Genomic DNA, 23,406 nt, shown 5'->3' with positions numbered 1-23,406 from the left:
TCAATTAATCCGAACTTGTCCCTGCTCTCGACCGCGTGGCAAGGATGCGCCGGCTTGATGAATAGAGACTTGCATCGGCACGCCGCCACCTGCATTGGCGATCTCCCGCAACTGCTGTTCGAAAGCCGCGGCATCTGCCGACGAGGAAACCGACAAGTTTTCTTGCGGGCTCCCGCTGCCCGACTGCTGGAGCCCCCGAGTTGAGGTAAAGTCCATCCATTCTCTCTGTCGAAATAAATACTTAGGACTCGGCTGACGCAGGACGGTCGAGCAAAAGGCCGAGCGGGATCAGGGAGCTTCAGAAGAGTCTTCTCTTCTGATGGCCGTTCCAAAGACCCAGTGCGCGCAGGTGCCGTCCCAAACGGGCCGAGCATTCGGCTGTTTGCTAGGTCTGATTGCTGTGGAGAACCTTACGACAATACAGGGCTTCCTACGCGAAGCGCGAGTACACGATAGCGCGCGCCGACACACCTCCCGGTTTGACGCAGCGACGATGGCTTGCCGCAGTTACTCTGAGCAACCTCGGCTAGGATTACGCGTGGTGGCCTTTTACAGGCATCAAGGATTGCGATGACTTCCGACCGGCATTTTGGCAGCCTTTGCGAGGGATCGTCTGAGCACAAGAAGGCCAAGCTACCCCCTCTCCTGAGAGCTCACCCCTTACCAACTCCATTCAAAAGCAATCTCAGCCACCCCACCTCACACGCCAGCGGTAGAGTTTTCGATGATCCGGCGGTTCGCGCCGCTGCGTTTTGAACAGAAGTAGACCAGCGATCGGCGTTCGCCGGACAGCACAGGCTTCACCTCGTGCCGGAGCTTACATGTGGTGACAAGCACGGCGCCAAATGGCGGTCGGAATACCTGGTGTTCGTACCCGCTTGGATATACCACGAACTCACCTCCCTCGAAGTCCCTCGCCAGCTGCACAATGACCGCGTACTCGAAATCCGGATCGCTCGCAGCATCCAGATGAATGCCAACAAACGAACCAGGAGGCATCCGATGCGTTTGGCACCGGCGAATCACGTAATCCGACGTTGCTCCCAAGATCTTTCTTAGCGCGAAGCTGCGGTCTTTCCTTTCCAGCAGTTCCATGATCTGCCCTGGAGCTGCACCGCTCACATCGCTAGGAGCGCGGCCGGGCGGGTCGACCCTCACGCGTTTGACGAAAACATTGTGCGAGTCGCCGGCATCTCCCTCCCTCACTTCTTCTTCGGGAATCTCAGTCTGCAGCTGATCGATCTTGGCCAACTCATCTTGGGTGAATAACATCTGGGGGCCGATCACCACCGTCCCCTTCACCAACAGCTCAATACGGTATTTTGTCAACGCTTCTTCTGAAAGCAGACGAGACTTATCATTCATTGCGCGCGCCATTCGAATTCACTCCAGGGTTTCATGTTCGTTGCAGGACTCCAGGCCCCGGTGCATCGAGCCAAATGCTTGCTCCCAATGCTCGCCATCGAACTCGCTTATTGTTATGCGTTCGATGGTCCTGTCATCCAGGCATCGAATATTCACGCTGAACCCGGCGGGGTTCGACCGCGGCCTATAGAATGGCTTTACACCACAAACCCGGCAAAACGTGTGCCGAGCGATGTTCTTGTTGAACTGATACTCCGTCAGAAATTCTTCGCCGCACTCTATTCCGACCTTATTGTCAGGTACGAGCAAGTGCAGAAATCCTGACATTTGGCAGATTGAGCAATTGCATCGAACTGCAGAGAGCTCTCGCGGTGCTTGGACGTAGAACTTGACAGAACCACAATGACAACGGCCACGGTGTTCGATCTCCGGGTGATCATCTCCTTCGAGTGAGGCAATTTGGAGCAGATCGCAGCACCACTGAAAGCTAAGCCGATAGGCTCGATGGAATTCATCCCAAAAGCGAGCGCTACAGTCAGGAGGGACAAGTTCGCCAATGAGCCGGCTTGTCATTTCTCCGTGATACTTCTCCGCGGGATCTTCTCCGCCGACATGGCTACGGAAGTACTCCAGGTCGTCAGGCCGCGCATTAAAGGTTTTGACGAGAGTCGTCCATAGCGACTGGATCATGTCCGCAGCATGTAGCTCAAAAGCGACCATGTGGGCGCAACGCACTAAGGGATCTTTCGACGACAATCCGGCATAGAGAGAATGCAGATACCGCTTGGTCGCGGCGCTGTAGTTGGGTCGTATTGCTCTGCGGAGGAGTTGCGACGCATCTTTTCTAAACAGGTTTGAGTGGAAGTTCTCAGTCACGAGAATATCGGGTAGCGCCGCCTTGCCGCCCTGGAGAATTTGGCCATAACCGCCCGTCTCATCCCAGCAGATGAAATTTGCGACCACGCTGGTCAGTTCAACGTCCCTCGCAATATCCCGATTGTGCTTCATTGCATCGAAAATGAGATCCCGTTGCGACCCCGCCTGCAGGTACGGGAACGCCTGTGACATCGCCAGATATTCAGGCAGCAGGTTAGCGACCTGGTCCTCGGACATCTCCGCAGCGAACGGGTGCGGGCCGAACAGGGCTCGCGCCTGCTCAGACAAGTACTCGCAGCATATCTGCGGAGGCTGATCGGGTGTAAATCGAGATGCTCGAGATGTCATTTGACCCCTGGCGATGAGGAGAGAACGATCGTTGACGGCGCCACTTTGGATCCGGGCCGACTATTGGCGACCGCGAGTTCGTCAGTTTCGATGGGCTTGTGATCGCGTTCACCATCCAGGCGCACTTCTTGGTGGCCACCTTCGCGGTAGCAGACAGTGCCATGCTCAGTCCTGCTCGCGCGCATCGAAGGGAACGCGTAGGTCAACTGACGGGCGATCAACACGGATTCCGATTTACGAAAATCCCGGTGCCGCGAATTCCCGGCACGGTCAGCATTCGCTTGCAGAGTCATGGTGAAATATTGCGCCGCGCAGGCCCTCGCGGTTGCTGCTCCTGCCATTTGATCGAACTGCTAAGAGCTTCGTACAGCATTGCAAGGACTATCCGCATCTACCTGGCCGTGGGGCCTTCGGGGGCAAGCTGTGCGAAATGCCGGCTGCCGGCCGGCACACGCTTCTCAAAAAGGGACCGCCCTAGCGCCACTACGCTGCCTTCTTGCACGCTTAGAGCAATCACCGTGCCAACTCGTGCACTCACTCCCAGTCTGAATGCTTTGACAAACTCTCGCGACCGACTCCTCATTGCAAATGTATTGAACCTGACACGGCCGCCAGACAGCAGACCGCGAAAAGCCAGCCGCCACCCAGAATGGGCTCTCCAGATCAAGCGTCACGGACAAGTGCAGCAAGATCGGTTTCGAGCTTCGGCTGACGCTTGAAGATTGCGTCTATCAACGCCTGCGCCGGCTGCTCGCCGGCCTCGACCAGCGCTGCCTTCTCAGCCCGCGCAGAGGGAGCGAACACTCGCTTGACGACGGTCGGCGATCCCTTGAGGCCGCATTTGGAGACGTCTTCGATACCGGCATCGTTTGCGCTCCATTTAACGATTTGGGCACGCGCGGCACGCAAGGCATCCGGCATCGCGCCGCGCCGAATCTGATTCGTTGCCTCCAGCATTGTGATCAGACACGGCAGCCTCGTGTGCAGCACCTGAACACCACCTTCGGAGCGTCGTTCCGCTTCAATTGTATGGGCGGCGAGATCTAAGGATCTGACCTTCGCAACATAGGTTAGCTGCAATACGCCCAGTCGCTTTGCGATGCCGGGCCCAACCTGCGCCGTATCGCCGTCGATGGTCTGCTTTCCCGTGAAGATGAGGTTTGTCGGGCCATATTCGTTGCCGATTTTTCGGATGGCTGTTGCAAGTGCATACGTTGTGGCCAGGGTGTCGGAGCCGGCAAAGCAGCGATCGGTGAGTAGGACGGCGCGATCGGCGCCGTAAGTCAGCGCCTTTCGCAAAGAATCTTCCGCCGATGGCGGTCCCATTGTAAGCACCGTAATTTCGCCGCCGAACCGATCGCGCAGCTCCAGCGCGGCCTCGAGGGCGAAGAGGTCATATGGGTTAATGATGGTCGGCACTCCCTGACGCATGATTGTATTGGTCACGGGGTGCACGCGGATCTGCGCCGAGTCCGGAACCTGTTTGATGCAGACGACATTGTGCACGGTGTTGCTCCAAAAGCTGCGACAGCTGCGGAGAGCACAGCAAGTGTTGTACCATCGCCCGCCCTTTTGGGATCGACTTGCCATCACAGAGGCTTAGACCGGGTGATGCGCCCCTCTAGCCCGCTTCCCGACGAACGAATGCTAACATAGTCAGGACTGCGACAGCGCTTTCCGCAGGGCGCGCGAGCTGAGCGAGGCCAGGATGGCTTGCGACAGATTATCGCCGCCAATCACCAGCGGCCGGCCGACCGGTTTGACGTCCAATGAGCATTGCCGCTCACTAGTCCGAGCTTGATCGACGAATAAGCATGACGCTTGTTAGATGTTCAGAACCGACTGTTCGCGATTGCATGGCCCGCAGGTGACGCTAAGTATGTCATTGCGAGCAAGTCCTCCGTCATCGAACCAGGTGAGCCCGCCTTTCGACAGCAGACCCGCAAGCGTGCGCGGTGACGCTCGGGGCCAAATCGCCCCGTGGGCTGACCCATTTCCTTCAGACTGCGATGAGATTGCCTATCGGAGATAGTCCTCTTATAGCTATTTGGCAGTAGCAGTTCCCACCGATGTCGTCGTTCAGAACCGCTTTATCTCGATTCCATATTTCCTCAGCGCGTAGCCAATCTGGCGCGGCGTTAGTCCGAGCAGGCGCGCTGCTTTTGCCTGCACCCAGCCAGATCTTTCCATGGCCGCAATGACCCGTTCGCGATCGGCTATCCTCGCGCCACTAACGAGAACTGTGCCGGGAGGCCCCAGTGAGGCCAGTTCGCCGCCGACAGACTGGATCGGCTGGGTCGGCTGGCTCGGCTGAGCTAGCGGAATGGTGGACTTTGCGGGCACCGATGGCATGGGTGCGGGTTGGTCTGTTCTCTCGTCCGACGTGCCTTTCCACAGCATCGCAGATAGGCACTGGCCGTGGCAGCATGCAAAGTCACTTCTCACGATCGATGATCCGGCGCACAGAGTCGCTGTACGCTCGATGCAGTTCTCGAGTTCGCGGACATTTCCCGGAAAGCCGCAGTTCATCAGTACATCGATCGCACTCGCCTCCAAAGTCAGCGTACGGCCGTTCTCGTTATTAAAATTTCTGAGGAACTCCCTGGCAAGCAGCGGAATATCACTGCGTCTTTCGCGCAGCGGTGGCAACAGTAAGGGAACTACACTGATGCGATAGTAAAGGTCCGCGCGAAACTCGCTCCTTGCGACAGCCTCTTCAAGGTTCTTGTTGGTCGCAGCTATTACTCGAACATCGACCTTAACAGTCTGGTTACTGCCGACGCGCTCGAACTCCTGCTCTTGCAGAACGCGCAGCAACTTTGCCTGGAACGAAGCTGAGATCTCGCCGATCTCGTCAAGAAACAGCGTTCCTTTGTCAGCAAGTTCGAAGCGCCCCTTGCGCGAGCTGAATGCACCGGTAAAGGCGCCTTTCTCATGTCCGAATAATTCGGATTCCAGGACAGTCTCAGGAAGCGCCGCGCAATTCAGCTTAACGAACGGGCGCCTGGCGCGGGACGATGATTCGTGAATGGCCTTGGCTACGAGTTCCTTTCCGGTACCGGATTCGCCACGCAGCAGAACCGTGCTGTTAGATCTGGCTACAACCGCAATCTTCTCGAGCAGCCCGCGCAGGGCCGGACTGTCGCCAATGATCCCATGGGCGTGTAGCTTCTTGCGCTCCCGAGCCGGTTGCCTGAGCTCTAGTACTTGCTTTTGTAGCCGGTCTTTCTCCGCCATCAGCCGTTCGCGATCGCAGGCGAACAAGCGATGTAACTTCACTGTTTGTCCCACCAGGTTGGCGATCATGGCGAGCAGTCGCGCATCGTACTCGAGCCCGAGGCTCGACCTATCGTCGCGGATCCGGTCAACCGTCAACGTACCCACGACCTTCAGATCAATGCGAATCGGAACCCCGATGAACGACACCGGGATATCATCAGAGGCGCCGAGCACTTCCCGGTCGGCAGCGCTGAATACCGGCTCGGCGGCCACGTTCTCGACGACAAGAGGCCTGTCCGTCGCGATGATCTGGTCGATTGCCTTCCGCGGCAGTCGCATCCGGTAACGTTCGTCGCTGCCTTCGCTCCAGCCCGCGCCCACTGTAATGTCCGGCATGCCGTCGTCATCGAACAGTGAGACAATGCCGTGTCGTATCTGCACAAAAGACTGCAGAAGACCAACAACGTTGGCCAACGTGAGTTCGAGCCGACAAGGAGCGGTGAGTATTTTCGATATTTCGAAGATACCGGTGAGCGCGCTCTCACGCAACGGCTCCCCCGAGAGCTTACCTTCCGGCTCAGGTTGCGAGGCAGGTCTTTCACGTGAGGAAGGTATATCCAGCATGAGGCGGGCTCCGTTCTCTTGATCATCCTCCCTGGTACCTTGTCCCGGTTGGCGAGCTTCGTTTTGCATGTCACTCTCGATCTAACGCCAAGTGTTGACGAGATGACATAGAACCATGACACCTTTTCATGGCACGACGGTAAACTTACGGTGTGCATTCATTTCATTTTTGCGGATTGCGTGCGCGTCGTCAGCGGAGAACATAAGCACCGCTGCTGCAGCTCACGTCAGCTGCGTCGCCAAGGCCGGCCGATTCACAGATGTTGCCCACCATTGATCGGTACCTCGGCCCCCGTGACATAGCTCGCCGCATCCGAGCACAGGAAGAAGATGACCCTGGCCACTTCATCCGGGGTTCCCACTCTGCGAAGCGGGATACTTGACACGAGACGCCCTTCTGTGTCGGGCGACAACATGTCCGTCCTGATTTCGCCGGGCGCGATCGCATTCACGCGAATACCATGCGGCGCATAATCGTGGGCCATTTCGCGTGTGAGGCTCGCAAGCGCAGCTTTCGACGTCGCATAGGCACTGCCGGCAAACGGGTGCACCCGCGAGCCCGCAATCGAAGTCACATTCACGATCGATCCTGACGCGGCTCTTAGCTCGTCAAACAAACCCTGCGCCAACAGGATCGGGGCCACCAGATTGAGATGGAACACCTTCATCCAAATCTCGATTGACGTCGTCAACGACGTCATCCGATCGCCAGCGGGCGTTTTCGGCGAGACACCGGCATTGTTCACTAGCGCGTGCAAAGGTGCACCGGCCAAGCGTTTCTTGACCTCAGTGATCGCGCGCGGCAGCATTCGATGATTGCTGAGGTCGATCTGGAGATGATCTTCGTTCCCTGCCTCCCAGGGGCATCGCTCGCGGTCGAACGGTTGACGCGCGCAAGAAATGATACGCCAGCCCGCCTCCGAGAACAGCTTGGCGGTGGCATGACCAATTCCGCGCGATGCGCCGGTGAGTAACATCACCTTCTGTTCTCCGCCCCGAACACGGGCTTTATGGGCTTGAAGGGGGCAACCCAAATTTGCTTCGGGCACCGGGCCTTTGATCAGATCGTCATTTGGCAGATCCAGACCCACGCTCGCCTCCTCTCCTGCTGCGCGACGCACGCGTAGCAGGATTTGGGCCACTGCGATGCATGTAAATCGGCTTCCGTTTTGCGTCCTAATGTCGCGCACAGCCAATGCTTGTCGGGTTCAAGACACGTTGCGTGTGCCTTGTGACAGCGATGGTGCATCAGCTACGCAATATCGCAAGCACATTCGCCTTCGAGAAGGCAACGAGCCGCACTCTCTTGCTGATCGCACAACCGGAAGACCAGCAGATGGCCAACGCCTCTCGTCGAGGCAACGAGAGATCAGGATAGCGACTGCGGTGAGTAGCCGCCTCAACTCAAAAAGCTGACGTCACCAGCTTCTACGTTAGGTTCGTCGGCAACTGATGCGACTTCATGGCTCCTGTTCTGTGTCCAGCGCTGGCACATCGCCCCGCCGATTCGTTGCGGACCACCACCTGGCGTACTGAATTTCTCCTCAAGACTAGTGGAGCTCGAGAGCGCCCGTCCGCGCCAGCGAGCGCCGACCGCCAAGAGGGAACTCGCCGGCTGAACGGAGACCTTTCGCATTTTCATCCGCGATCGACCACCGATTAGCTTCGACTTGCGAGCTTCCGAGGCGACGACAAAGACGTGTTCCCCCTGTTTAACGCGGCGGCGTCACGCTAAGGTCATTGTTCTCGAGCTTCAGCGGAAGACACTCGCACCCCGCCTCGTTCTGGTCTGCGGTGGAAGTTGGCGACAGAGCATCACTTTGGGCAGACAATTGCCGCCCCGAAAAGATCTGCCAATATTGCTGGATGCAAAAAGCGACAATCAGATCGATCAGCCTGGCTACGACTTTCATGAAGCCACGAACTCTTGCGAGGTTTCTTCAATCAGGATCAATCGACTCGGATCGTTCAAATCGAATTCTATAACGCGTGGGGCAAAGAGACGCGCATAGCGCGTGAAGGCGCTTGTCGGGGGAAAACGGATCACGGTGTCGCAGCGCGCTAGGAGATACATATCAATGAGGGCGGAAAAGCCGCCCTCGGCTCCGAGCCCGGCCTTGTGCAATGGGCCGGCCTGAGGTGCCTGGAACCGTTTTGGGATCGTCCAAACATCGGGAAATATAGTCGAAACCTTCTCGAGGACGATTGCGCTGTCCGTGCACAGGAAAGCCTTCACGGGTTTTGCGTGGGATAACCCCCTCGCCTTATCAATGGCATTACAGACCTGTCGCAAGGCGCGCTCCGAATCAGCCCAGTAGGGAGCATGCCCCATAATATCCTCGCCATTGCCATGGCGGATATGGATGCCGATTACGCTGTACGATTCAAAGTGCTCGCGGTAGATTGCATCGATCCGAGCCTGAATTTCAGGTCGTGGCTTGATACTCCGAAAGATTTCTCGTTCGGCCTCCTGATCGCAGCGCCACATCAGGCAGGCGTCACATACAACCGTGTTAGCGTCACTATCTTTCTGACTTTGGAATAGTTGATCGAGTTCGTCGCGTTCCCGGAAAATCTGCTCGTCCGGGCGATAGACGCAATCGATGGATGGTTTATTCCACCAAGCCGGGAAGAATGGTCCCGGAAATGAACACTTATTGATCTCGTCGTCGCAAATCACCCGCACGCCAGCAATGCCTTGAACGGGTTCGAAGAAGACTGGAAAGGCATTCGTGAATGGCTCATCGAGGTAACAAGATCCCCGCCAATCAATGGCTAGCGTCCGTCCTGTCTGCTTTGCAAAACGCCAGGCTGCCGCCAGTGACCACAGGCAATCGCCAAACCCCGTACGCCGCCGGGAAACTACGAATCGTTCATTCCTCAAACCGCTAAGCATCTGCATTGCCTGTTCCAGGCCTCCTGTTTGGACAGAAGACGTCACTGCAGACGTCTCACGCATCTCGTCCGACGCCATGGCCTGAAATCGCGGTGCCGGCGAGCTACGTCGGTAGAACTTCATATCAGCGATATCCCTGGTGCGCCGCGTTCTTTCAAGTTTGCGTTTCTTCAGCGGCGTAGCGTCGACGTACCGATCTCAGTCGGATGCAGATGCCGCCCTGTGCGTCGGATGGCCTAGCCGCCGCCCTCACATGCGGGCGATAGCAGCGAACGTACGACAACCCTCAAGCCATGCAGCAGCTGCTCTGGCAGGTTGAATAGCCTCGAGCTATCGCAAAAGAGCATCGCGAGATGGCATCAATTCACTTTTCGGCGTTTTTGCGGAATTTCATGTCAACGCAGCAGGCGCCGCCGAAAAAGTACTGTCGACACGAAGAAGGGCAATACCGCGTACAGGCAAAGCGCACCGACATGCAGCGCAGCGTCGCCGACGCCGCGCTCAAGCATCACCGGACGAATGAGGTCGACCGAATGCGCGAGCGGCAACAAGCCGGCGAAGTGCTGAAATGAGCTGGGCAGTTGGCTTATCGGGAAGACCGCGCCACAAAGAAACACCATGGGCGTAAGAATGAGCGACTGGTAAAACACGAAGTAGTCGTAAGTTGGCGCAAGAGCTATGACGACCATTGCGAGGCTAGCAAAGACAAGGCCAGTAAGGGCGACTGTTGGTATCGCACAGAAAATGGACGTCCAGGATGCGTAACCCAGCATGGCAGCCACAATCCCAATTGCTGTCCCGGCCAGAACGGACTTACTGGCCGCCCACACCAATTCACCTAGGACGATATCGCCAAGCGTGAGCTGCGTGAACAGGATTGCCTCCCAGGTGCGTTTGGCGTCCATGCGAGCAAAGGCCGCATATAGGGTTTCAAAGGTCGCAGATGTCATGGCGCTGATCGCGACCATACCGGCTGCCAGAAAAGCGATGTACGAAGTCCCCTCAACCCGGCCTACGATGAGCCCGAGGCCAAAGCCAAGGCCAAACAGATTGGTTATGGGATCAGCCAGGTTACCGAGAAGCGATGCAAGCGCGACTTTCCTCCAGGCCAGGAAATTTCGACGCCATACCGCGATCCAATTGTACGCGTTAGCTGGCATTACCGCGGCATAACCTTCACCCATCGCTTATTTCTCCATCTCGCGCCCGGTCAACCGCAAAAACACGTCCTCGAGATTGGGCGGTCGCTGCAGAACGCGAAGGTCCGCTCGCCCGCGCAGGTGCACGCGTATCCGCTCCGGATATGGGGCATAACAAAAAAGGGTTTCTCCGCTCACTTCGATGTGCCGCGCATAGGGTCTGATCATCTCACGAAGCTGACGTGGATCACCGCCATAGATTTCGATCACGTTGCAGCCGATATGCTCATGGATCAACGCGTCCGGCTTGCCTTCGGCGATCTTAGATCCACTTTCAAGCACGCACAGCCGATCGCACAGGCGCTCGGCCTCTTCCATGAAGTGAGTGGTCAAGAGGATCGTCTTGCCACGCGCAAGCAGAACTCGCAGGCGTTCCCAAATCAGGTGACGTGCATGCGGATCCAGACCAGTCGTCGGCTCGTCCATGACGAGTAGATGTGGATCATTAATCAGGGCACGAGCCAGGGTCAGCCGCCGCTTCATGCCACCGGACAAGTCGGAGACGCGCACGTCCGCCTTGTTTTCAAGGCGCGCAAACTCGAGCAGCGAGGGCGCGACCGCCTCGATCTCCTGAGCGCTCATGCCGAAGTAGCGACCAAACACAAGCAGATTCTCCCGCACGGTGAACTCGAGTTCAAGGTTATCGAACTGCGGCACCACGCCGATGCGCACCCGCGCCACACGAGCGCGGGACGGCACAGGCTCATTGAGGACCGTAATCTTGCCTGCGTCGGGCGCAATCATGCCGAGGAGCATACGCGCAATCGTGCTCTTACCAGCTCCATTTGGCCCAAGCAGGCCGAAGCATTCCCCGCGCGCAACCGAAAACGACAGTTCATTAACGATGACCTTGTCGCCAAATGACTTTTTCACATCGGCAAGGTCGATCGCTACCGTGGACATGCTCATGCTAGGCCGAAAGAAGTCGTTCAGCAGGCGACGGTTTCTCAACAACCGTTTTGGTCCAGAGCTGGCCGTCGCACCACACATGCTCAACACGCCCCCATTGGCAGGCGGCGGCAGCATCCGGGAAGAATCCTCGTCCGTGGAGGTTGGCGCTCGTGTTGCAGAGTAGCGGAAGTCCCGTGAGTTGCTCAAATTCGACGAGAAGCGCGGCGACCTTGTGCGGAGAGTTTCGGGAGATTGTCTGCAGCCGCGCCGAGCCGTCAAGATGGACCACAGCGGGGACCTTGTCGCGCCACTCCGCCCGGGTCTGGTGATCGAACAGCATGTAAGGATCTGGCGTACCTGGGCTGAACATTTCTGGCGCTCGGTCCTCCAGACAGATGGGCGCCACCGGCCGGAAGTGCTCTCGACGCTTGATGTCGTTGAGATGATCCTTCATCGCCGGCGACGTCGGCGCTGCAAGAATGCTTCTGCCGCCCAACGCCCGCGGCCCAAGCTCGGCGCGCCCGGAAAGGAAGACGACCGGCTTGTTGTCGGCGAGAATCGCCGCAAGTTCACGCAGACTGCATGGCGCCGCCTCCCAATCCGGCGGAAGCTCGCTGTCCTGCAGGTCCGGGCCACTGTAGACTGACCATTCCAATGGCCCGAAGCCATTTTGCGCCGCCATCGCCCCGCAAGCGGCGCCGATCGCCGATCCGCTGTCATTCGGGAACGGCGGCACCCAAACATCATCGAACAATCCCGTCGCACGAAGCGCGCTGTTCCACTTGATATTGAGACCGCACCCCCCGGCGATACATAGATTTCGCGCTCCCGGAAGCGACGAGTGTCGCAGCAGAACCATCGCCATTTCCTTGACAAGAAGACGCTCCACGAACACATGAAAGGACGCAAGGACGTCCTCCGCTCGCTTGTCCGTCAGGCGCAGCGCGCTTGCCTCGAAGAAGTCGTGCAGTGCCGCGAGAGAGGATTCCGCATTGTTGATGTCAGCGCGGTAGCGACGGGCCTGCTCGGTGTCAGCGGCGAAGCGCTTTTCATAGAGCTCCTCAAACACCGCCACGATGCTTTCGTCGACAGAGCCAAGCGCGATGTAAGCCATCAGCTTGCCGGCTATGCCCAAATCCCAACTCGAGCGATTCGGTTGCCTGTAAGGGCCGAAGTGAAGGCCCGCGGCGGCGTAGGCATGGCCGATCATCGGAAATAGGGATGCAATGAGCCGCGCCCCCCGAGGTTCGACATAGTAAAGACGTGGAAAGATGCAGCCATCCCATACCAGACAGAGTGCGGGTTTTCCCGCGCTGGCAAAGGGACTGGTGCTATACGCTGACGCGACGTGGCCCGTGACGTGCGGGTAGCTCTTATATGAAAAGACCTTGCCTCCGAGGATCAGGCCAAAGCCGTCGACGGACTCAAGAAGGCCCTCAGCATGGCGCTCGACATATGGCGCCCCTTTCAGCGCGATCGGCACAGCGCCACTTAGGACCTGGAACTGCGACTCAATCTCGCCATCCCAGCCGTCGATGACGAACTGATCGATATCCCGCGGATCCAGTCCATGCTCCGCCAAGGCGAGCACGACTGCATCGAGATTCTCGACGGATTGGTAGCGTGGACCGTTGCCGCACTTTTCTTGCTCGATGCAAAAGACAAGCCGCCCGTCCTCGACGACGGCAATTGCCCCGTCATGTGTTAACTTGATACCGCAGATGCGCATACGATCCCCTGGTCTAGTGACCGACGTTTGATTGTTCTGACGAGTGACCCGGCTTTCGGAACCGAACGATCAAGCAGTCTTCGTTGACCGATTCGGTGCGGCAGTGCAGTCGCTCGACCTCCGATAGGCTCTCGGTGAAGAGCGCGATCACCGTTTCGGCACCAGCCGCATGACCCCACCGTTGACATGTGGCATCACGTGCGGACCCGAAAATCAGAGCTCCATTTGGAGCGAGCATACTCACCAGGTTGCGGATAGCCGCATGCATCTCGACAACGTCCTTGAGGTAGTAAAGAACCTCGGCCACGACGATCAAATCGAACTGCTCAGTGGTTGAGAACCGCTGAATGTCGCAGACCACCCACGTGATATTTGACCGCTTCGACGTCCGTCGTCGCGCTCGCTCGATGGCCTGCGGCATGACGTCGACCACGGTGAGTCGCTCGCATAGCGGCGCCAGCATGTCGGTGAATGCGCCGGCTGCACATCCAACTTCGAGGGCACGCGCAACATTTACATTGCAACGCGACATCCGAAGCATTTGTGCGTATCGCTCCTGCTCGAAAGAACTACTGTCGAGGCGCCATGGGTCGTCGACAGCCAACTCTCGCTCTAATAGCTGGTGACTTGCGTCCGGAATCATGAGCCAATCACCTACTTGCAGGCCGTCGAACGATCGTGAGCGCAAGCACTCTTCCTTGCCGTCAGGGTCGATTCACTGGACGACAACCCCGCCTTGCGAATTGTTCCAGACATTCCCCATTTGCTCGCAGCACTTCGTCCAGCGGTCGGGTGCAGGATGACAGACTGCTTTTCCCCTTCGGCCGGCACATTGGTGACCTTGCGCGATAGCCAATCGCTGTTGCTCAATGTACAAAGCGCATAGGCCTTCAATGGAAGTAAGAGAAAGATATTGATCGGTGTGTGGAGCGAGAAGCCGAGAAAGCGCAATTCGCGCGCACGAAGGGCCGCCACACTGCACCGGACCATTGTCATTGCTGCAATCGTCAATCCCGTCCACCAGGGCACAGAACCGACGATCAGGAGCTGTGCAAGCGCTGCCAGTGATGACAGGGCGAGAAGCAACGGGCCGAGATTTTGGCCGATAACGTCTAGCGTCAGATAGCCATCGAGCTCCGGCAGCAGGCGCAGTGCAAGGAACGTATCTCGGAAGGTACTGCGCGCCCAGCGGAGTTGCTGACGTAGATATGGCCCTAGGCGGTCCGGGACGACTGTTGCTGCGATCGCGTCCGAGACGTATTCGGTTCGAAATCCCGCCTTGAGCATGAGGATCGTTAGATGGCGATCCTCGCCGAAATCGCTCGGCTTGCCGCGAAAGAATTGCGCCTCGTATTGATCAAGAAGCAAGGCGAGCGCGGAGCGACGATACATGGCACATGGGCCGCAGCAGCACATGACGGCACCGAAACGCGCCTGCGCCGCGCGCTCTTCGTTGCATGCCAGCCAGTATTCCATATCGATCAGCCTGGTCAGCCAGGTTTGGCTGCGATTGCTCGCTATCAACTGACCCATGGCCGCACCGATTTGCGGGTCATGCATCTTCAATACGAGCTTGGTAACGACGTCAGCGGCAAGTATCGTATCCGAGTCGACGTTGAGGACCAGGTCACCGGATGAGCTGCGTATTGCGGCGATCTGGGCCTTGCGCTTTCCGACGTTCTTTGCCAACAAGATGATGCTGAACCTCGAATCGTTCGCATAGATTTTGTGTATAGGCGCGACAAGGTCGCGATTTGCAGATCCGTCGTCGACCACATAGACCTGTAGCTTTCCCGTGTAGTCTTGACTCGCAAGCGACTCCAGACATTGGGCGAGCGTAACTGGATCCTCGTTGAAGCATGGTACGATGACGTCTACACTGGGAAGGACCGCCTCCGATCGTCCCAGGTTGTCCTGCAGCGATGGGTTCGTCGCCGGTTGGGCATATAGCGCTTGCGCGCTCTTGTATATCGTCGAGAGGAGCGCATAAGACGAAACAGCGGCAGCACTGGTTGTAGCGAGCAGGTCCATAGGATGTTGGTTCTGTTCAGTGAAGTTGAGGGAGTGGACGGATTACAAACCCGCGCCGTTGTAGTGCTGGGATCAGATGTGACAGCGCCATCGTGGTCTGATCACGCAGCGTGGCAGCAGTGCAAAGTCGCTCCTCATCAGGCGGATATCCATCGTGCAGGAGCACAATTGCTCCCGGGCGAACGGTCGCCAGTACTGAATTCACAATTCGATCAACCCCGGGGCGTGACCAATCTCTGGGATCGACCGACCAGTGCACAGCTGTGAGACCAGCGCTCGCTGACGCAGAGAGCACCTCTTGTGTCCACATGCCGTAAGGTGCCCGCATGTGTCTGGGCGAAGCCTGCGGGCACGCCGAACGGATCGCCTCGCTCGCCGTCAGCACTTCGTCGCGCACCTCCGCTGGTCCGCATCTGGATAGATCCGGATGCGTCATCGTGTGGTTCGCAACCTCGTGCCCTTCCGCGATCATTCGCCGAATGAGTTCAGGTTGTTCGGCCGCATATGTGCCAATCACGAAGAACGTCGCCGGAGCTTGATGTTTCGCCAGGACATCGAGCACCTCTGGCGTGCAAAATGGATTGGGCCCATCATCAAAGGTTAAATAGACGGGGCGACTTCCGGTCACGTCAGCATAGTCGCAACGGACAGCGGATAGGGGGAAACGCTCTTTCACAACTCAGGCCCGTTCCGATCGATTATCGTCCCGGCGGGCCACTCGCTTATCGCGCGTCCAACCGGGAACACCACCACGATCACGTCTTCGATGCGGATCGGCGACAGATTGGGGTAGACGTCCGGATGCGTGGAGCGGACGCGAATGCCAGACATCAGGGTGGCGAGCCCCTGCCTTGCGACCAGTCGGGTCATATGTTTCGCAAGCGCAGGCCGAACCGTACCAAAACCGAATGGAACCCCAAGCTCATGCAGTATCGGATACGTCACGCGCATTGCGTGGCTGATTCCCAGTCCTTCGAGGTCCGGGCGCACCGCATACAAGCCGAGCTCGGCAACGAGTAGATCGACCCCACCAATCTTGATGAAACGGCGTAGTAGCCCGACATGAGCAGCTACCCCGCGCGCGTCATAACCGATGATGCGGACCTCAGGCCTCGCCCCGGCCCAACTGCGGTTGCCTTCAAATGGCTGCGCATTGAACGCACCGGTCGGCCCGTAACTGTTGCGGAAGAACTCGGCGAGTTCGGCATGATCGGTGAGTTGCAATTCGCTTTCCCACCGACGGCTCCACTGAACTTGAGAGCGTGCAGAAGGAGCTTCCGTCCGTGATACGGCAATGTTCATGGCGGGTTTCCTTGCGCCAGTGGAATTATGAGCGGAGATGGTCACGTGAACTCCCTAATCGCCGAACCACTGATCAACACTCAAATGCGCTGCCACGACCCGCCCAGAGCGCGGCACTTCTCGACTCCACCGCGCCGTGCGGCTTCGCTCGCGACGAAGCGATCTCATCGTTCGGACTCGTCATTCGGCCAATGCCCCGCGCGAGATATCCCGGAAGATGCCGACGAGGCGATTGGACTAGCCACACTCTGTTCGCCCCACGGAGCTTTTCCGCCTCGGCTCGCATCGCTGTCGACGTTTTGACGTCTAAGGGCAGGCCTTCGATCCGCGGAGCCTCATCGAGGGCGCATCCGAGTGGCATCAAATCAAGCTGGTTCTCATGCATCTTCGACACGCCCTGAAATGCGGTGGACAGGCGAGCTATTTGGGAGCCGCCTGAATTACTTGGCATCCGCAATCTGCGTCTGCCGCTCTTTCGGGACACTAGAATGCGGCAAAACGCGCTCTCAAGTGTACGCGGGTAAACCTCCAATATGGAAACGGATGGAACGCGCATACCAAGGTTTACGGAGATCGGCCTGGCATCTCCAGCGAGCGCGCTTCGCACGGAGAAGAAGCGACGCGGCTCGCACGGACCGACCATCGCCATCCTCGAGACGAATGCGCCCGCTGCTCGCACGTCGAGTACTTTTTCTCCGAGCCGGCGTGAATGAGCAGCAGCCATCGTGGTACGACCGATTACTTTTCCAAACTGATGTTTGCTATTCAACATCCCCCAGTTTGGTAAAATCGATTGTTCCGATGGAACACATCCACACGATGGATAGACTCAGAACATGCGGTTCAAGGGACTTGATCTAAACCTTCTCGTTGCGCTCGATGCTCTGATGACGGAGCGAAACCTCACAGCGGCGGCGCGCAAAATTCACCTGAGCCAGCCCGCTATGAGCGCTGCGATCGCGCGGCTGCGCAGCTATTTCCGCGATGAACTATTTACCATGAGAGGTCGCGAGCTCGTCCCCACGCCTGGCGCGGAGGCGCTTGCAGGTCCGGTTCGCGAGGCCCTGCTGCACATCCAACTCTCGATCATATCGCGGGACGCGTTCGACCCTACTCAGTCGAGCCGACGCTTCAGGTTCATTCTCTCCGATTTCATGACCATCGTCTTTTTCCGCAAAATTGTGGACCGCATTGCACAGGAAGCTCCCGCGGTGCGCTTCGAATTGCTGCCATTTTCCGATGAACCCGATGAGCTGCTCCGTCGGGGCGAGGTCGACTTTCTGATTCTGCCGGAACTGTTCATGTCGAGCGCGCATCCTAAGGCGACGCTGTTCGACGAGACCCTCGTATGCGTGGGATGCCGCGCGAACAAGCAGCTCTCCCGGCAGCTTACGTTCGAGAAATACATTTCGATGGGGCACGTTGCGGCGAAGTTCGGACGCGCGCTCAGACCAAACCTCGAAGAATGGTTTTTGCTTGAGCACGGCGTCAAGAGACGCATTGAGATCGTTGTGCAGGGGTTTAGCCTGATTCCGCCCATATTGTTGGACACGGGCCGTATCGGCACAATGCCCTTACGACTGGCCAAACACTTCGAAAAGCGGATGCCACTGCGGATCGTCGAACCACCGCTCCCCCTGCCCGCATTCACCGAGGCTGTGCAGTGGCCTGCGTTCCACAATACCGACCCGGCGAGCATTTGGATGCGGCGGATATTGCTGGAGGAAGCATCCAACATGGCATCTATGCATCAGGAGCCTCCAACTCGCAGGCGCTGCTAGGCTCGACATAGGCCGCTCCACCTTCCAAATACGCTAACGATCCTTCGATCGTGCTCGGACGATTTCGTCACTTCAACGTCTCTGGCGCGAAGCTGCCAGAGACGGCGATCGGCTGCGAAGACTTGGCCCGTGGTGAGCTCCTGGCCTCGCAGCTGAGGTTTGATGCGCTTGCACTGCAAACAGGCGACGCCGGCACTATCGGCAGAACACGCCCTCCTCCAGTACACTAATGTTTAGCTTGGCCGATAAAATGGCTTGAATCGCACACTGCGTCAGGTTGTAGGTTCGCCGCCGTGGCTAACGCTGCGCTACGCGGCCGTCGACTGGGCACTTTGGCGAACTCACCGCACTGGCCGGACACTAGGTTGATCTGCCATTAACCAACTGACCGGGTCCTATTGTGTGGCTCGCCGGAAGCGGCGAGACCAACCAACTTCGGGACTCCTGACGGTTTGCGGCGGCCGCTGGTTCGCCTACTGCCGAGCTCTCCATCGTTGCGGTCATTTCACGAGCGTCTTTTTGCGATCGTGAGTTGGAACGATGTCCATTCGGGCGAGCCAATAGGACCTCTCCAGACGCGGCCGTCATTGCTCGCGGTGGCGTCGCAATTACGTTCACGCCGGATAACAAGACATGCGCTTCAAAGGTCTGGATCTAAATCTGCTCGTCGCGCTGGATGCTCTAATGACCGAGCGCAACCTCAGCGCAGCGGCACGCAAGATTAACCTTAGTCAGCCTGCCATGAGCGCAGCCGTTGCCCGGCTGCGTTCCTACTTCCGTGATGACCTGTTCGGAATGAGGGGCCGTGAACTTGTCCCGACGTCACGCGCGGAAGGACTCGCAGCCCCTGTGCGCGAAGCTCTAACGCACATTGAACTCTCAATTATCGCGCGGGACGTGTTCGACCCAGCTCGGCTGAACCGCCGGTTCAGGATCGGCCTTTCTGACTTTATAACAGTCGTATTCTTTCGAAATGTCGTGGAGCGCGTCGCGCGAGAAGCACCCGCCGTCAGCTTCGAACTGGTGGCGCTCACCGATGAGCGCGATGAGCTTCTCCGCCGTGGCGAAGTCGATTTTGTTATCTTGCCGGAATTATTCATGTCCAGCGCGCACCCCAGGGCGGCCCTATTCGAGGAGAGGCTCGTCTGCGTAGGTTGCAGCACGAATAGTAAACTGCTGCGGCCTCTTACATTCGACCGGTATATGTCCATGCGCCACGTGGCGGTTAAGATCGAAGGTGCGCGCAAGACGCCGGTCGACGAATCCTTTTTACTCGATCTCGGCCTCAATCGGCGCATCGACATTCTTGTGCAGAGCTTCAGCATGATCCCGCCCCTGCTGGTAGGCACAAACCGCATAGGGACGATGCCGTTAGGGCTCGTAAAGCATTTCCAAAGAACGATGCCCCTTTGCATTGCGGAGCTCCCGCAGCCATTCCCCGCCTTCGCTGAGGCGGTCCAATGGCCCGTGCTTCACAATAGCGACCCCGAAAGCCTGTGGATGCGAGAGATATTGTTGCAGGAGGCTACCCGCATGGCGACTGGAGACGAGCCCTCCATCATCTGCGCTTCGGAACGGGCAGATGCTGCCGGAGATTTCGCATGATCTGCCTCGCCGTTTTTCGTAAGGACGTTCGCAAGGTCTGCGAACTTCATATCCCAACGAATGTCTCAGAGCAGACAATTTAGGCTCGCCTCGCTCGAATTCATGATCGCTCCATAAAGATCGTCGCAGCGGACGGCTAGCATGATGAGTTGTGTAGGTCTTTCGCACGTTGGCAATCGGCTCGAGGCACGAGCGGCGGTTCAGACTGTTGGCTTGCTTAGAGACGAGGACGTACGTGGCACCGGGCCGCCCGCCGCACCCGCCTCGATACAGCAGAAAGGGCGATGGGCTGTTCTCGTCAACTCTCCGAATCGGTAGGGGCTCCGATGAGCGGAGACGCTTCGGCTTCCTCGCAGTCGTACCATCACGCACTGTGAGCGTGCCGATCATCGATCATGCACATGGCCGCGATCTCTCGTGCTGTCGAAGCAGGAATCGCGCTCGCGTGTTGCCCTGTCGCATCACCTGTGAGCACATCGCATCTTCGTCGCTCCGCGCCGCGGGTCTGACTTCTTTTGGCCCTATCGCAGCCAAACGTCTTGACGACGTGCGCTGCCACGACAATGACAAGCAAAGGAGCTGAACATTGGAGCAATGCAGCGGCGTGTTCGATCCGGAAGAGCTTTCCATCCTGGGAAGCCTTTATGATAGTGCGGTCACCGCGCTACCCCCATCCATGCAAAGTCCGGAAAATCGCACAGCAATCGCCAAGCTCATCCTGGAGCGTACAGCGGCTGGCCAGGCTCAACTGGCATGCCTGACGAACTTGTTGATCACCATTTCCCCCCAGGGTTGATCCCTCGCCATTCTGAGGATAGTCACCACTCTCGCGCTGGAATGAAAGACGATCCAGCTAGAGCTTTGAAATTACTTGAATCACACGTGACGTCAGGTTGTAGGCTTTGAAATTGAGCAACATGAGCAAAGCTACACCACGAAGGCGTCGATGGCGCATTGGCGAACTTGCACAGGCGACCGGAGTAACGGTACGCACGCTGCATCATTATGAACACACTGGGCTCCTAGCAGCTTCAGAGCGTACTGACGGCGGCCACCGGATGTACGACCGCGAAAGCATGCAACGGGTTCACCAGATTCGGGCGTTACGTGAGCTTGGCTTCTCGCTTATTGAGATCCGTAAAGCTATGGAGGGCACGACCTCACTCCCCGACCTTCTGCGCAAGCATCTACAGCGGATAGAACTCCAAGTCGCTCGAGCAACTATGTTGCGAGATCGCTTGCGCAACATGACCATCGACAGTGAAATCCAGGTAAGTGTGGATGAGCTGCCTGCCACCCTCAATGCCATGTCGCGGGTCGAGACGCCCAGTCAGACGTCCCGATGCACCTGCAAGTTAGCTGCAGATCGCGAGGAGCGGTGGCGGCGGATCCGCGACGACCTGCGTGACTGTATGGATCGGGGCGAGCATCCTTGCGGGGAGCGGGCGAAGGCCGTCGCAGTTGCAGCACGCTTGCTGATCGGCGAAATCGCTGGCGCCGATTCACGCGTTTCGATGATCCTGAAGGTACTTGCACGATTAAGCGCCCCCCGTAGCCTGGCTGGTTGGGATCCCTGCCTCATGCAATATCTCGATCTCGCCCTTGGCGGGTTAGAGGATCAGCCGTACTAATATCTGATGGCCGGCTCCGCACGGCCTTGGCGATCGGCCCTGGCAATCTGAAAACGCGATGACACTTGGTAGGTCGGCGGCTCTGATGCGGGCCGAACGTTTTATAGGTTCAAGCGGATAATCGTCATGACCTCTTCGATCGGTGCTCCCTGACGCACTGATCGAGGCTCCCTTCAAAAACGGCCTTGAACCGCACGTAACGTCAAATTGTAGGTTCTATCGTGGCCGCATCTGGCCGACCGAACGCAAGCTTCGCTTTGGCAAACAGCCTTAACGTGCAGGCACGCCTGATCGCAGCTGCCGGCAGTTCACTTCAGGTAAGCACTGGGAACTCTGCAATGTTGAATAGACGTTGTGCTTCTGCTGCGAGTGCAGCGCTTCTCTTCTGCGCTCTCGCCTCGGTTGCGCGCGGCGCAGAGGTCAATATTGCCGTGGCTGGCCCAATGAGCGGAAGCAGCGCTGCGATGGGCGCGCAAATGCGCGATGGTGCAGCTGCGGCGGTCGAGGCGTTGAACGCTTCTGGCCTACTTCTCGATACCAAGGTGATCTTGAGTGTCGCCGACGACGCTTGCGACCCGAAGCAAGCTGTCGCAGTCGCCAATAAACTCGCAACAGAGCGGGTCAGGTTGGTCGTTGGCCATTTCTGTTCGTCTTCGTCGATCCCGGCCTCCGAGATTTACGCCGAAGCAGGCATCATCCAGGTGTCACCCGGCTCGACAAATCCTCAGCTAACAGAACGCGGCCTTGCAAGTGTCTTTCGGATCTGCGGCCGCGACGACCAACAGGGCATCGTTGCCGCCGAGTACATTCACCGGAACTACCCTAACGACAAGATAGCGGTGCTCGACGACAAAAGCACCGCAGGCAAAGGTATCGCCGACGCGGTCGAAGCCCATCTTCGGAAATTCGGCGAACAAGTCATTCGGCAGAGCTATGTAGCCGGTGAAAAGGATTACAGGGCGCTGGTCTCAAGAATGAAGAAGGATCGGGTGCGCGTCGCCTATATCGGCGGCTATCATACCGAAATCGGATTGTTTGTACGCCAGGCGTCAGAAGCAAGAGCGGCGCTCATCGTCATGGCGAACGATCCGTTGATGACCTCTGAGTTCTGGGCCATTACTGGCAGCGCTGGAACTGGCACGTTGTTCACCTTCATGCCGGACCCGGCCGCGAATGCCAATGCGGCCGGCGTGGTGGCCGAACTCAAGGCATCCAACCTGTCTGCCGAAGGCTATACGCTTTACGCCTATGCAGCCGTGCAAGCATGGGCAGAGGCGGTGAACCGGACCGGCTCTTTCAATGCTGCACGCGTGGCCAACGCACTTCGTTCACGGCAGATCGATACAGTCATTGGGCCAGTCCGGTTCGATGCAAAGGGAGACAATGCGGCTCCTGGCTTTCTGGTTTACCGCTGGCGAGACGGCCGTGTTGAAGCTGTCGAGCAGAACTGATTGGCATCAACGCCGTCTCCCCAAAAAGCCAAAGTGACAAGGATTATGAGACGCACTCAGGTCGTAGGAACAGCGATACTCGCAAGCTCTCTTATACTTGCAGCCTTCGGAGCGTTTCTCGCGTTCGTCGCAGCGCTCGCCGAGCTACCGGATGTCGAGCTGACGGAGACGCTACGTCCAATGATAGACAAATAGTAGCCGTGCCGATCTGATCTGGCTCGCAAGGCACAGGACCTCTGAAGCGGCTAACGATGCTTCTCGTCGAGGACATGCTCGCTGTGGAGGCGCTTGGGGAACGTCTATCAACGGTTGGACTGGACCGCCATTTGCGCATTCTCGTGATCCACTCACATGGTGCAAGCTCAGATCGCGCCCTAAAGAGAAACGGCCTAAGCGGTCAAATGACGAACGAGACTCTTTGAGTGCGATGCCATGAAGCAACCATGCCTCGCCATCTG

At 57.9% G+C, this 23,406-nt stretch carries 21 protein-coding genes; 5 read left to right on the top strand and 16 right to left on the bottom strand.

Going from position 1 to position 23,406, the window contains the following annotated elements:
• The 16 genes from P6U28_RS01145 to P6U28_RS01070 all read right to left on the bottom strand — a co-directional run bounded on the left by P6U28_RS01145 (position 1) and on the right by P6U28_RS01070 (position 16,480).
• The gene (locus P6U28_RS01145; RefSeq protein ID WP_407121532.1) at positions 1–216 is read right to left on the bottom strand and encodes a hypothetical protein; all 216 of its coding nucleotides are present in this window, start codon (positions 214–216) and stop codon (positions 1–3) included.
• A 483-nt stretch (positions 217–699) separates the two neighbouring features.
• Positions 700–1,377, bottom strand: coding sequence for a 2OG-Fe(II) oxygenase (locus P6U28_RS01140; RefSeq protein ID WP_122405178.1), 678 nt, complete (start codon positions 1,375–1,377; stop codon positions 700–702).
• Between the two features lie 6 nt (positions 1,378–1,383).
• Complete coding sequence (locus P6U28_RS01135) at positions 1,384–2,529, bottom strand: GFA family protein (protein WP_407121530.1); 1,146 nt, start codon at positions 2,527–2,529, stop codon at positions 1,384–1,386.
• Positions 2,530–2,585: 56 nt separating this feature from the next.
• Entirely contained in the window at positions 2,586–2,930 is a 345-nt protein-coding gene (locus P6U28_RS01130) for a hypothetical protein (protein ID WP_407121528.1), read from the bottom strand.
• Positions 2,931–3,252: 322 nt separating this feature from the next.
• Positions 3,253–4,095, bottom strand: coding sequence for an electron transfer flavoprotein subunit beta/FixA family protein (locus P6U28_RS01125; protein ID WP_122405180.1), 843 nt, complete (start codon positions 4,093–4,095; stop codon positions 3,253–3,255).
• 573 nt (positions 4,096–4,668) lie between these two features.
• Entirely contained in the window at positions 4,669–6,501 is a 1,833-nt protein-coding gene (gene nifA, locus P6U28_RS01120; RefSeq protein WP_407121526.1) for a nif-specific transcriptional activator NifA, read from the bottom strand.
• 185 nt (positions 6,502–6,686) lie between these two features.
• Complete coding sequence (locus P6U28_RS01115; protein WP_209294507.1) at positions 6,687–7,523, bottom strand: SDR family NAD(P)-dependent oxidoreductase; 837 nt, start codon at positions 7,521–7,523, stop codon at positions 6,687–6,689.
• Positions 7,524–8,144: 621 nt separating this feature from the next.
• A complete protein-coding gene (locus P6U28_RS01110; RefSeq protein ID WP_122405182.1) occupies positions 8,145–8,345 on the bottom strand; it encodes a hypothetical protein in 201 nt (66 codons plus the stop codon).
• Positions 8,342–9,451, bottom strand: coding sequence for a nodulation protein NodZ (locus P6U28_RS01105; RefSeq protein ID WP_122405183.1), 1,110 nt, complete (start codon positions 9,449–9,451; stop codon positions 8,342–8,344). The genes P6U28_RS01110 and P6U28_RS01105 overlap by 4 nt, the downstream gene beginning before the upstream one ends.
• Positions 9,452–9,723: 272 nt before the next feature.
• The gene (locus P6U28_RS01100; protein WP_122405184.1) at positions 9,724–10,512 is read right to left on the bottom strand and encodes an ABC transporter permease; all 789 of its coding nucleotides are present in this window, start codon (positions 10,510–10,512) and stop codon (positions 9,724–9,726) included.
• Between the two features lie 3 nt (positions 10,513–10,515).
• Positions 10,516–11,436 carry a nodulation factor ABC transporter ATP-binding protein NodI gene (gene nodI / locus P6U28_RS01095; protein WP_122405185.1) on the bottom strand — a complete coding sequence of 307 codons (921 nt, stop codon included), beginning with the start codon at positions 11,434–11,436 and terminating at the stop codon, positions 10,516–10,518.
• A gap of 1 nt (position 11,437) precedes the next feature.
• A complete protein-coding gene (gene nodU, locus P6U28_RS01090; protein WP_122405186.1) occupies positions 11,438–13,147 on the bottom strand; it encodes a nodulation protein NodU in 1,710 nt (569 codons plus the stop codon).
• A 13-nt stretch (positions 13,148–13,160) separates the two neighbouring features.
• Positions 13,161–13,790 carry a nodulation methyltransferase NodS gene (gene nodS, locus P6U28_RS01085; protein ID WP_122405187.1) on the bottom strand — a complete coding sequence of 210 codons (630 nt, stop codon included), beginning with the start codon at positions 13,788–13,790 and terminating at the stop codon, positions 13,161–13,163.
• Positions 13,791–13,801: 11 nt separating this feature from the next.
• Complete coding sequence (gene nodC, locus P6U28_RS01080) at positions 13,802–15,178, bottom strand: chitooligosaccharide synthase NodC (protein ID WP_407121522.1); 1,377 nt, start codon at positions 15,176–15,178, stop codon at positions 13,802–13,804.
• 16 nt (positions 15,179–15,194) lie between these two features.
• Positions 15,195–15,854, bottom strand: coding sequence for a chitooligosaccharide deacetylase NodB (nodB, locus tag P6U28_RS01075; protein ID WP_407121520.1), 660 nt, complete (start codon positions 15,852–15,854; stop codon positions 15,195–15,197).
• Entirely contained in the window at positions 15,851–16,480 is a 630-nt protein-coding gene (locus tag P6U28_RS01070; RefSeq protein ID WP_122405190.1) for a NodA family N-acyltransferase, read from the bottom strand. Before P6U28_RS01070 ends, nodB begins: the two co-directional genes overlap by 4 nt.
• A gap of 836 nt (positions 16,481–17,316) precedes the next feature.
• Between P6U28_RS01070 and nodD1 the strand changes: the two genes are divergently transcribed.
• From nodD1 to P6U28_RS01045, 5 genes are all read left to right on the top strand, one after another.
• Positions 17,317–18,261, top strand: coding sequence for a transcriptional regulator NodD1 (gene nodD1, locus P6U28_RS01065; RefSeq protein ID WP_122405191.1), 945 nt, complete (start codon positions 17,317–17,319; stop codon positions 18,259–18,261).
• Positions 18,262–18,894: 633 nt separating this feature from the next.
• A complete protein-coding gene (gene nodD2, locus P6U28_RS01060) occupies positions 18,895–19,866 on the top strand; it encodes a transcriptional regulator NodD2 (RefSeq protein ID WP_122405192.1) in 972 nt (323 codons plus the stop codon).
• A gap of 586 nt (positions 19,867–20,452) precedes the next feature.
• On the top strand, positions 20,453–20,662 hold the full coding sequence (locus tag P6U28_RS01055; protein WP_162500426.1) for a hypothetical protein: 210 nt from the start codon (positions 20,453–20,455) through the stop codon (positions 20,660–20,662).
• 121 nt (positions 20,663–20,783) lie between these two features.
• The gene (locus tag P6U28_RS01050; RefSeq protein WP_174221601.1) at positions 20,784–21,497 is read left to right on the top strand and encodes a MerR family transcriptional regulator; all 714 of its coding nucleotides are present in this window, start codon (positions 20,784–20,786) and stop codon (positions 21,495–21,497) included.
• A 443-nt stretch (positions 21,498–21,940) separates the two neighbouring features.
• A complete protein-coding gene (locus P6U28_RS01045; RefSeq protein ID WP_407121516.1) occupies positions 21,941–22,948 on the top strand; it encodes a branched-chain amino acid ABC transporter substrate-binding protein in 1,008 nt (335 codons plus the stop codon).
• Positions 22,949–23,406: the final 458 nt, after the last annotated feature.

Source organism: Bradyrhizobium sp. STM 3561 (genome assembly GCF_045571455.1).
Lineage (GTDB): Bacteria > Pseudomonadota > Alphaproteobacteria > Rhizobiales > Xanthobacteraceae > Bradyrhizobium > Bradyrhizobium vignae.
The sequence above is the reverse complement of the archived record's forward strand: the minus strand, read 5'-3'. Positions and strand labels throughout refer to the sequence as shown.

Excerpts from the sequence above, each read along its gene's own strand:
- nodI (WP_122405185.1), bottom strand. The coding sequence starts at position 11,436 with ATGAGCATGTCCACGGTAGCGATCGACCTTGCCGATGTGAAAAAGTCA.
- nodD2 (WP_122405192.1), top strand. The coding sequence starts at position 18,895 with ATGCGCTTCAAAGGTCTGGATCTAAATCTGCTCGTCGCGCTGGATGCT.
- nodS (WP_122405187.1), bottom strand. The coding sequence starts at position 13,790 with ATGATTCCGGACGCAAGTCACCAGCTATTAGAGCGAGAGTTGGCTGTC.
- P6U28_RS01070 (WP_122405190.1), bottom strand. The coding sequence starts at position 16,480 with ATGAACATTGCCGTATCACGGACGGAAGCTCCTTCTGCACGCTCTCAA.
- P6U28_RS01140 (WP_122405178.1), bottom strand. The coding sequence starts at position 1,377 with ATGGCGCGCGCAATGAATGATAAGTCTCGTCTGCTTTCAGAAGAAGCG.
- P6U28_RS01145 (WP_407121532.1), bottom strand. The coding sequence starts at position 216 with ATGGACTTTACCTCAACTCGGGGGCTCCAGCAGTCGGGCAGCGGGAGC.
- nodU (WP_122405186.1), bottom strand. The coding sequence starts at position 13,147 with ATGCGCATCTGCGGTATCAAGTTAACACATGACGGGGCAATTGCCGTC.
- P6U28_RS01110 (WP_122405182.1), bottom strand. The coding sequence starts at position 8,345 with ATGAAAGTCGTAGCCAGGCTGATCGATCTGATTGTCGCTTTTTGCATC.
- nodD1 (WP_122405191.1), top strand. The coding sequence starts at position 17,317 with ATGCGGTTCAAGGGACTTGATCTAAACCTTCTCGTTGCGCTCGATGCT.
- P6U28_RS01050 (WP_174221601.1), top strand. The coding sequence starts at position 20,784 with ATGAGCAAAGCTACACCACGAAGGCGTCGATGGCGCATTGGCGAACTT.
- P6U28_RS01045 (WP_407121516.1), top strand. The coding sequence starts at position 21,941 with ATGAGCGGAAGCAGCGCTGCGATGGGCGCGCAAATGCGCGATGGTGCA.
- nodC (WP_407121522.1), bottom strand. The coding sequence starts at position 15,178 with ATGGACCTGCTCGCTACAACCAGTGCTGCCGCTGTTTCGTCTTATGCG.
- P6U28_RS01100 (WP_122405184.1), bottom strand. The coding sequence starts at position 10,512 with ATGGGTGAAGGTTATGCCGCGGTAATGCCAGCTAACGCGTACAATTGG.
- P6U28_RS01105 (WP_122405183.1), bottom strand. The coding sequence starts at position 9,451 with ATGAAGTTCTACCGACGTAGCTCGCCGGCACCGCGATTTCAGGCCATG.
- nifA (WP_407121526.1), bottom strand. The coding sequence starts at position 6,501 with ATGCAAAACGAAGCTCGCCAACCGGGACAAGGTACCAGGGAGGATGAT.
- P6U28_RS01130 (WP_407121528.1), bottom strand. The coding sequence starts at position 2,930 with ATGGCAGGAGCAGCAACCGCGAGGGCCTGCGCGGCGCAATATTTCACC.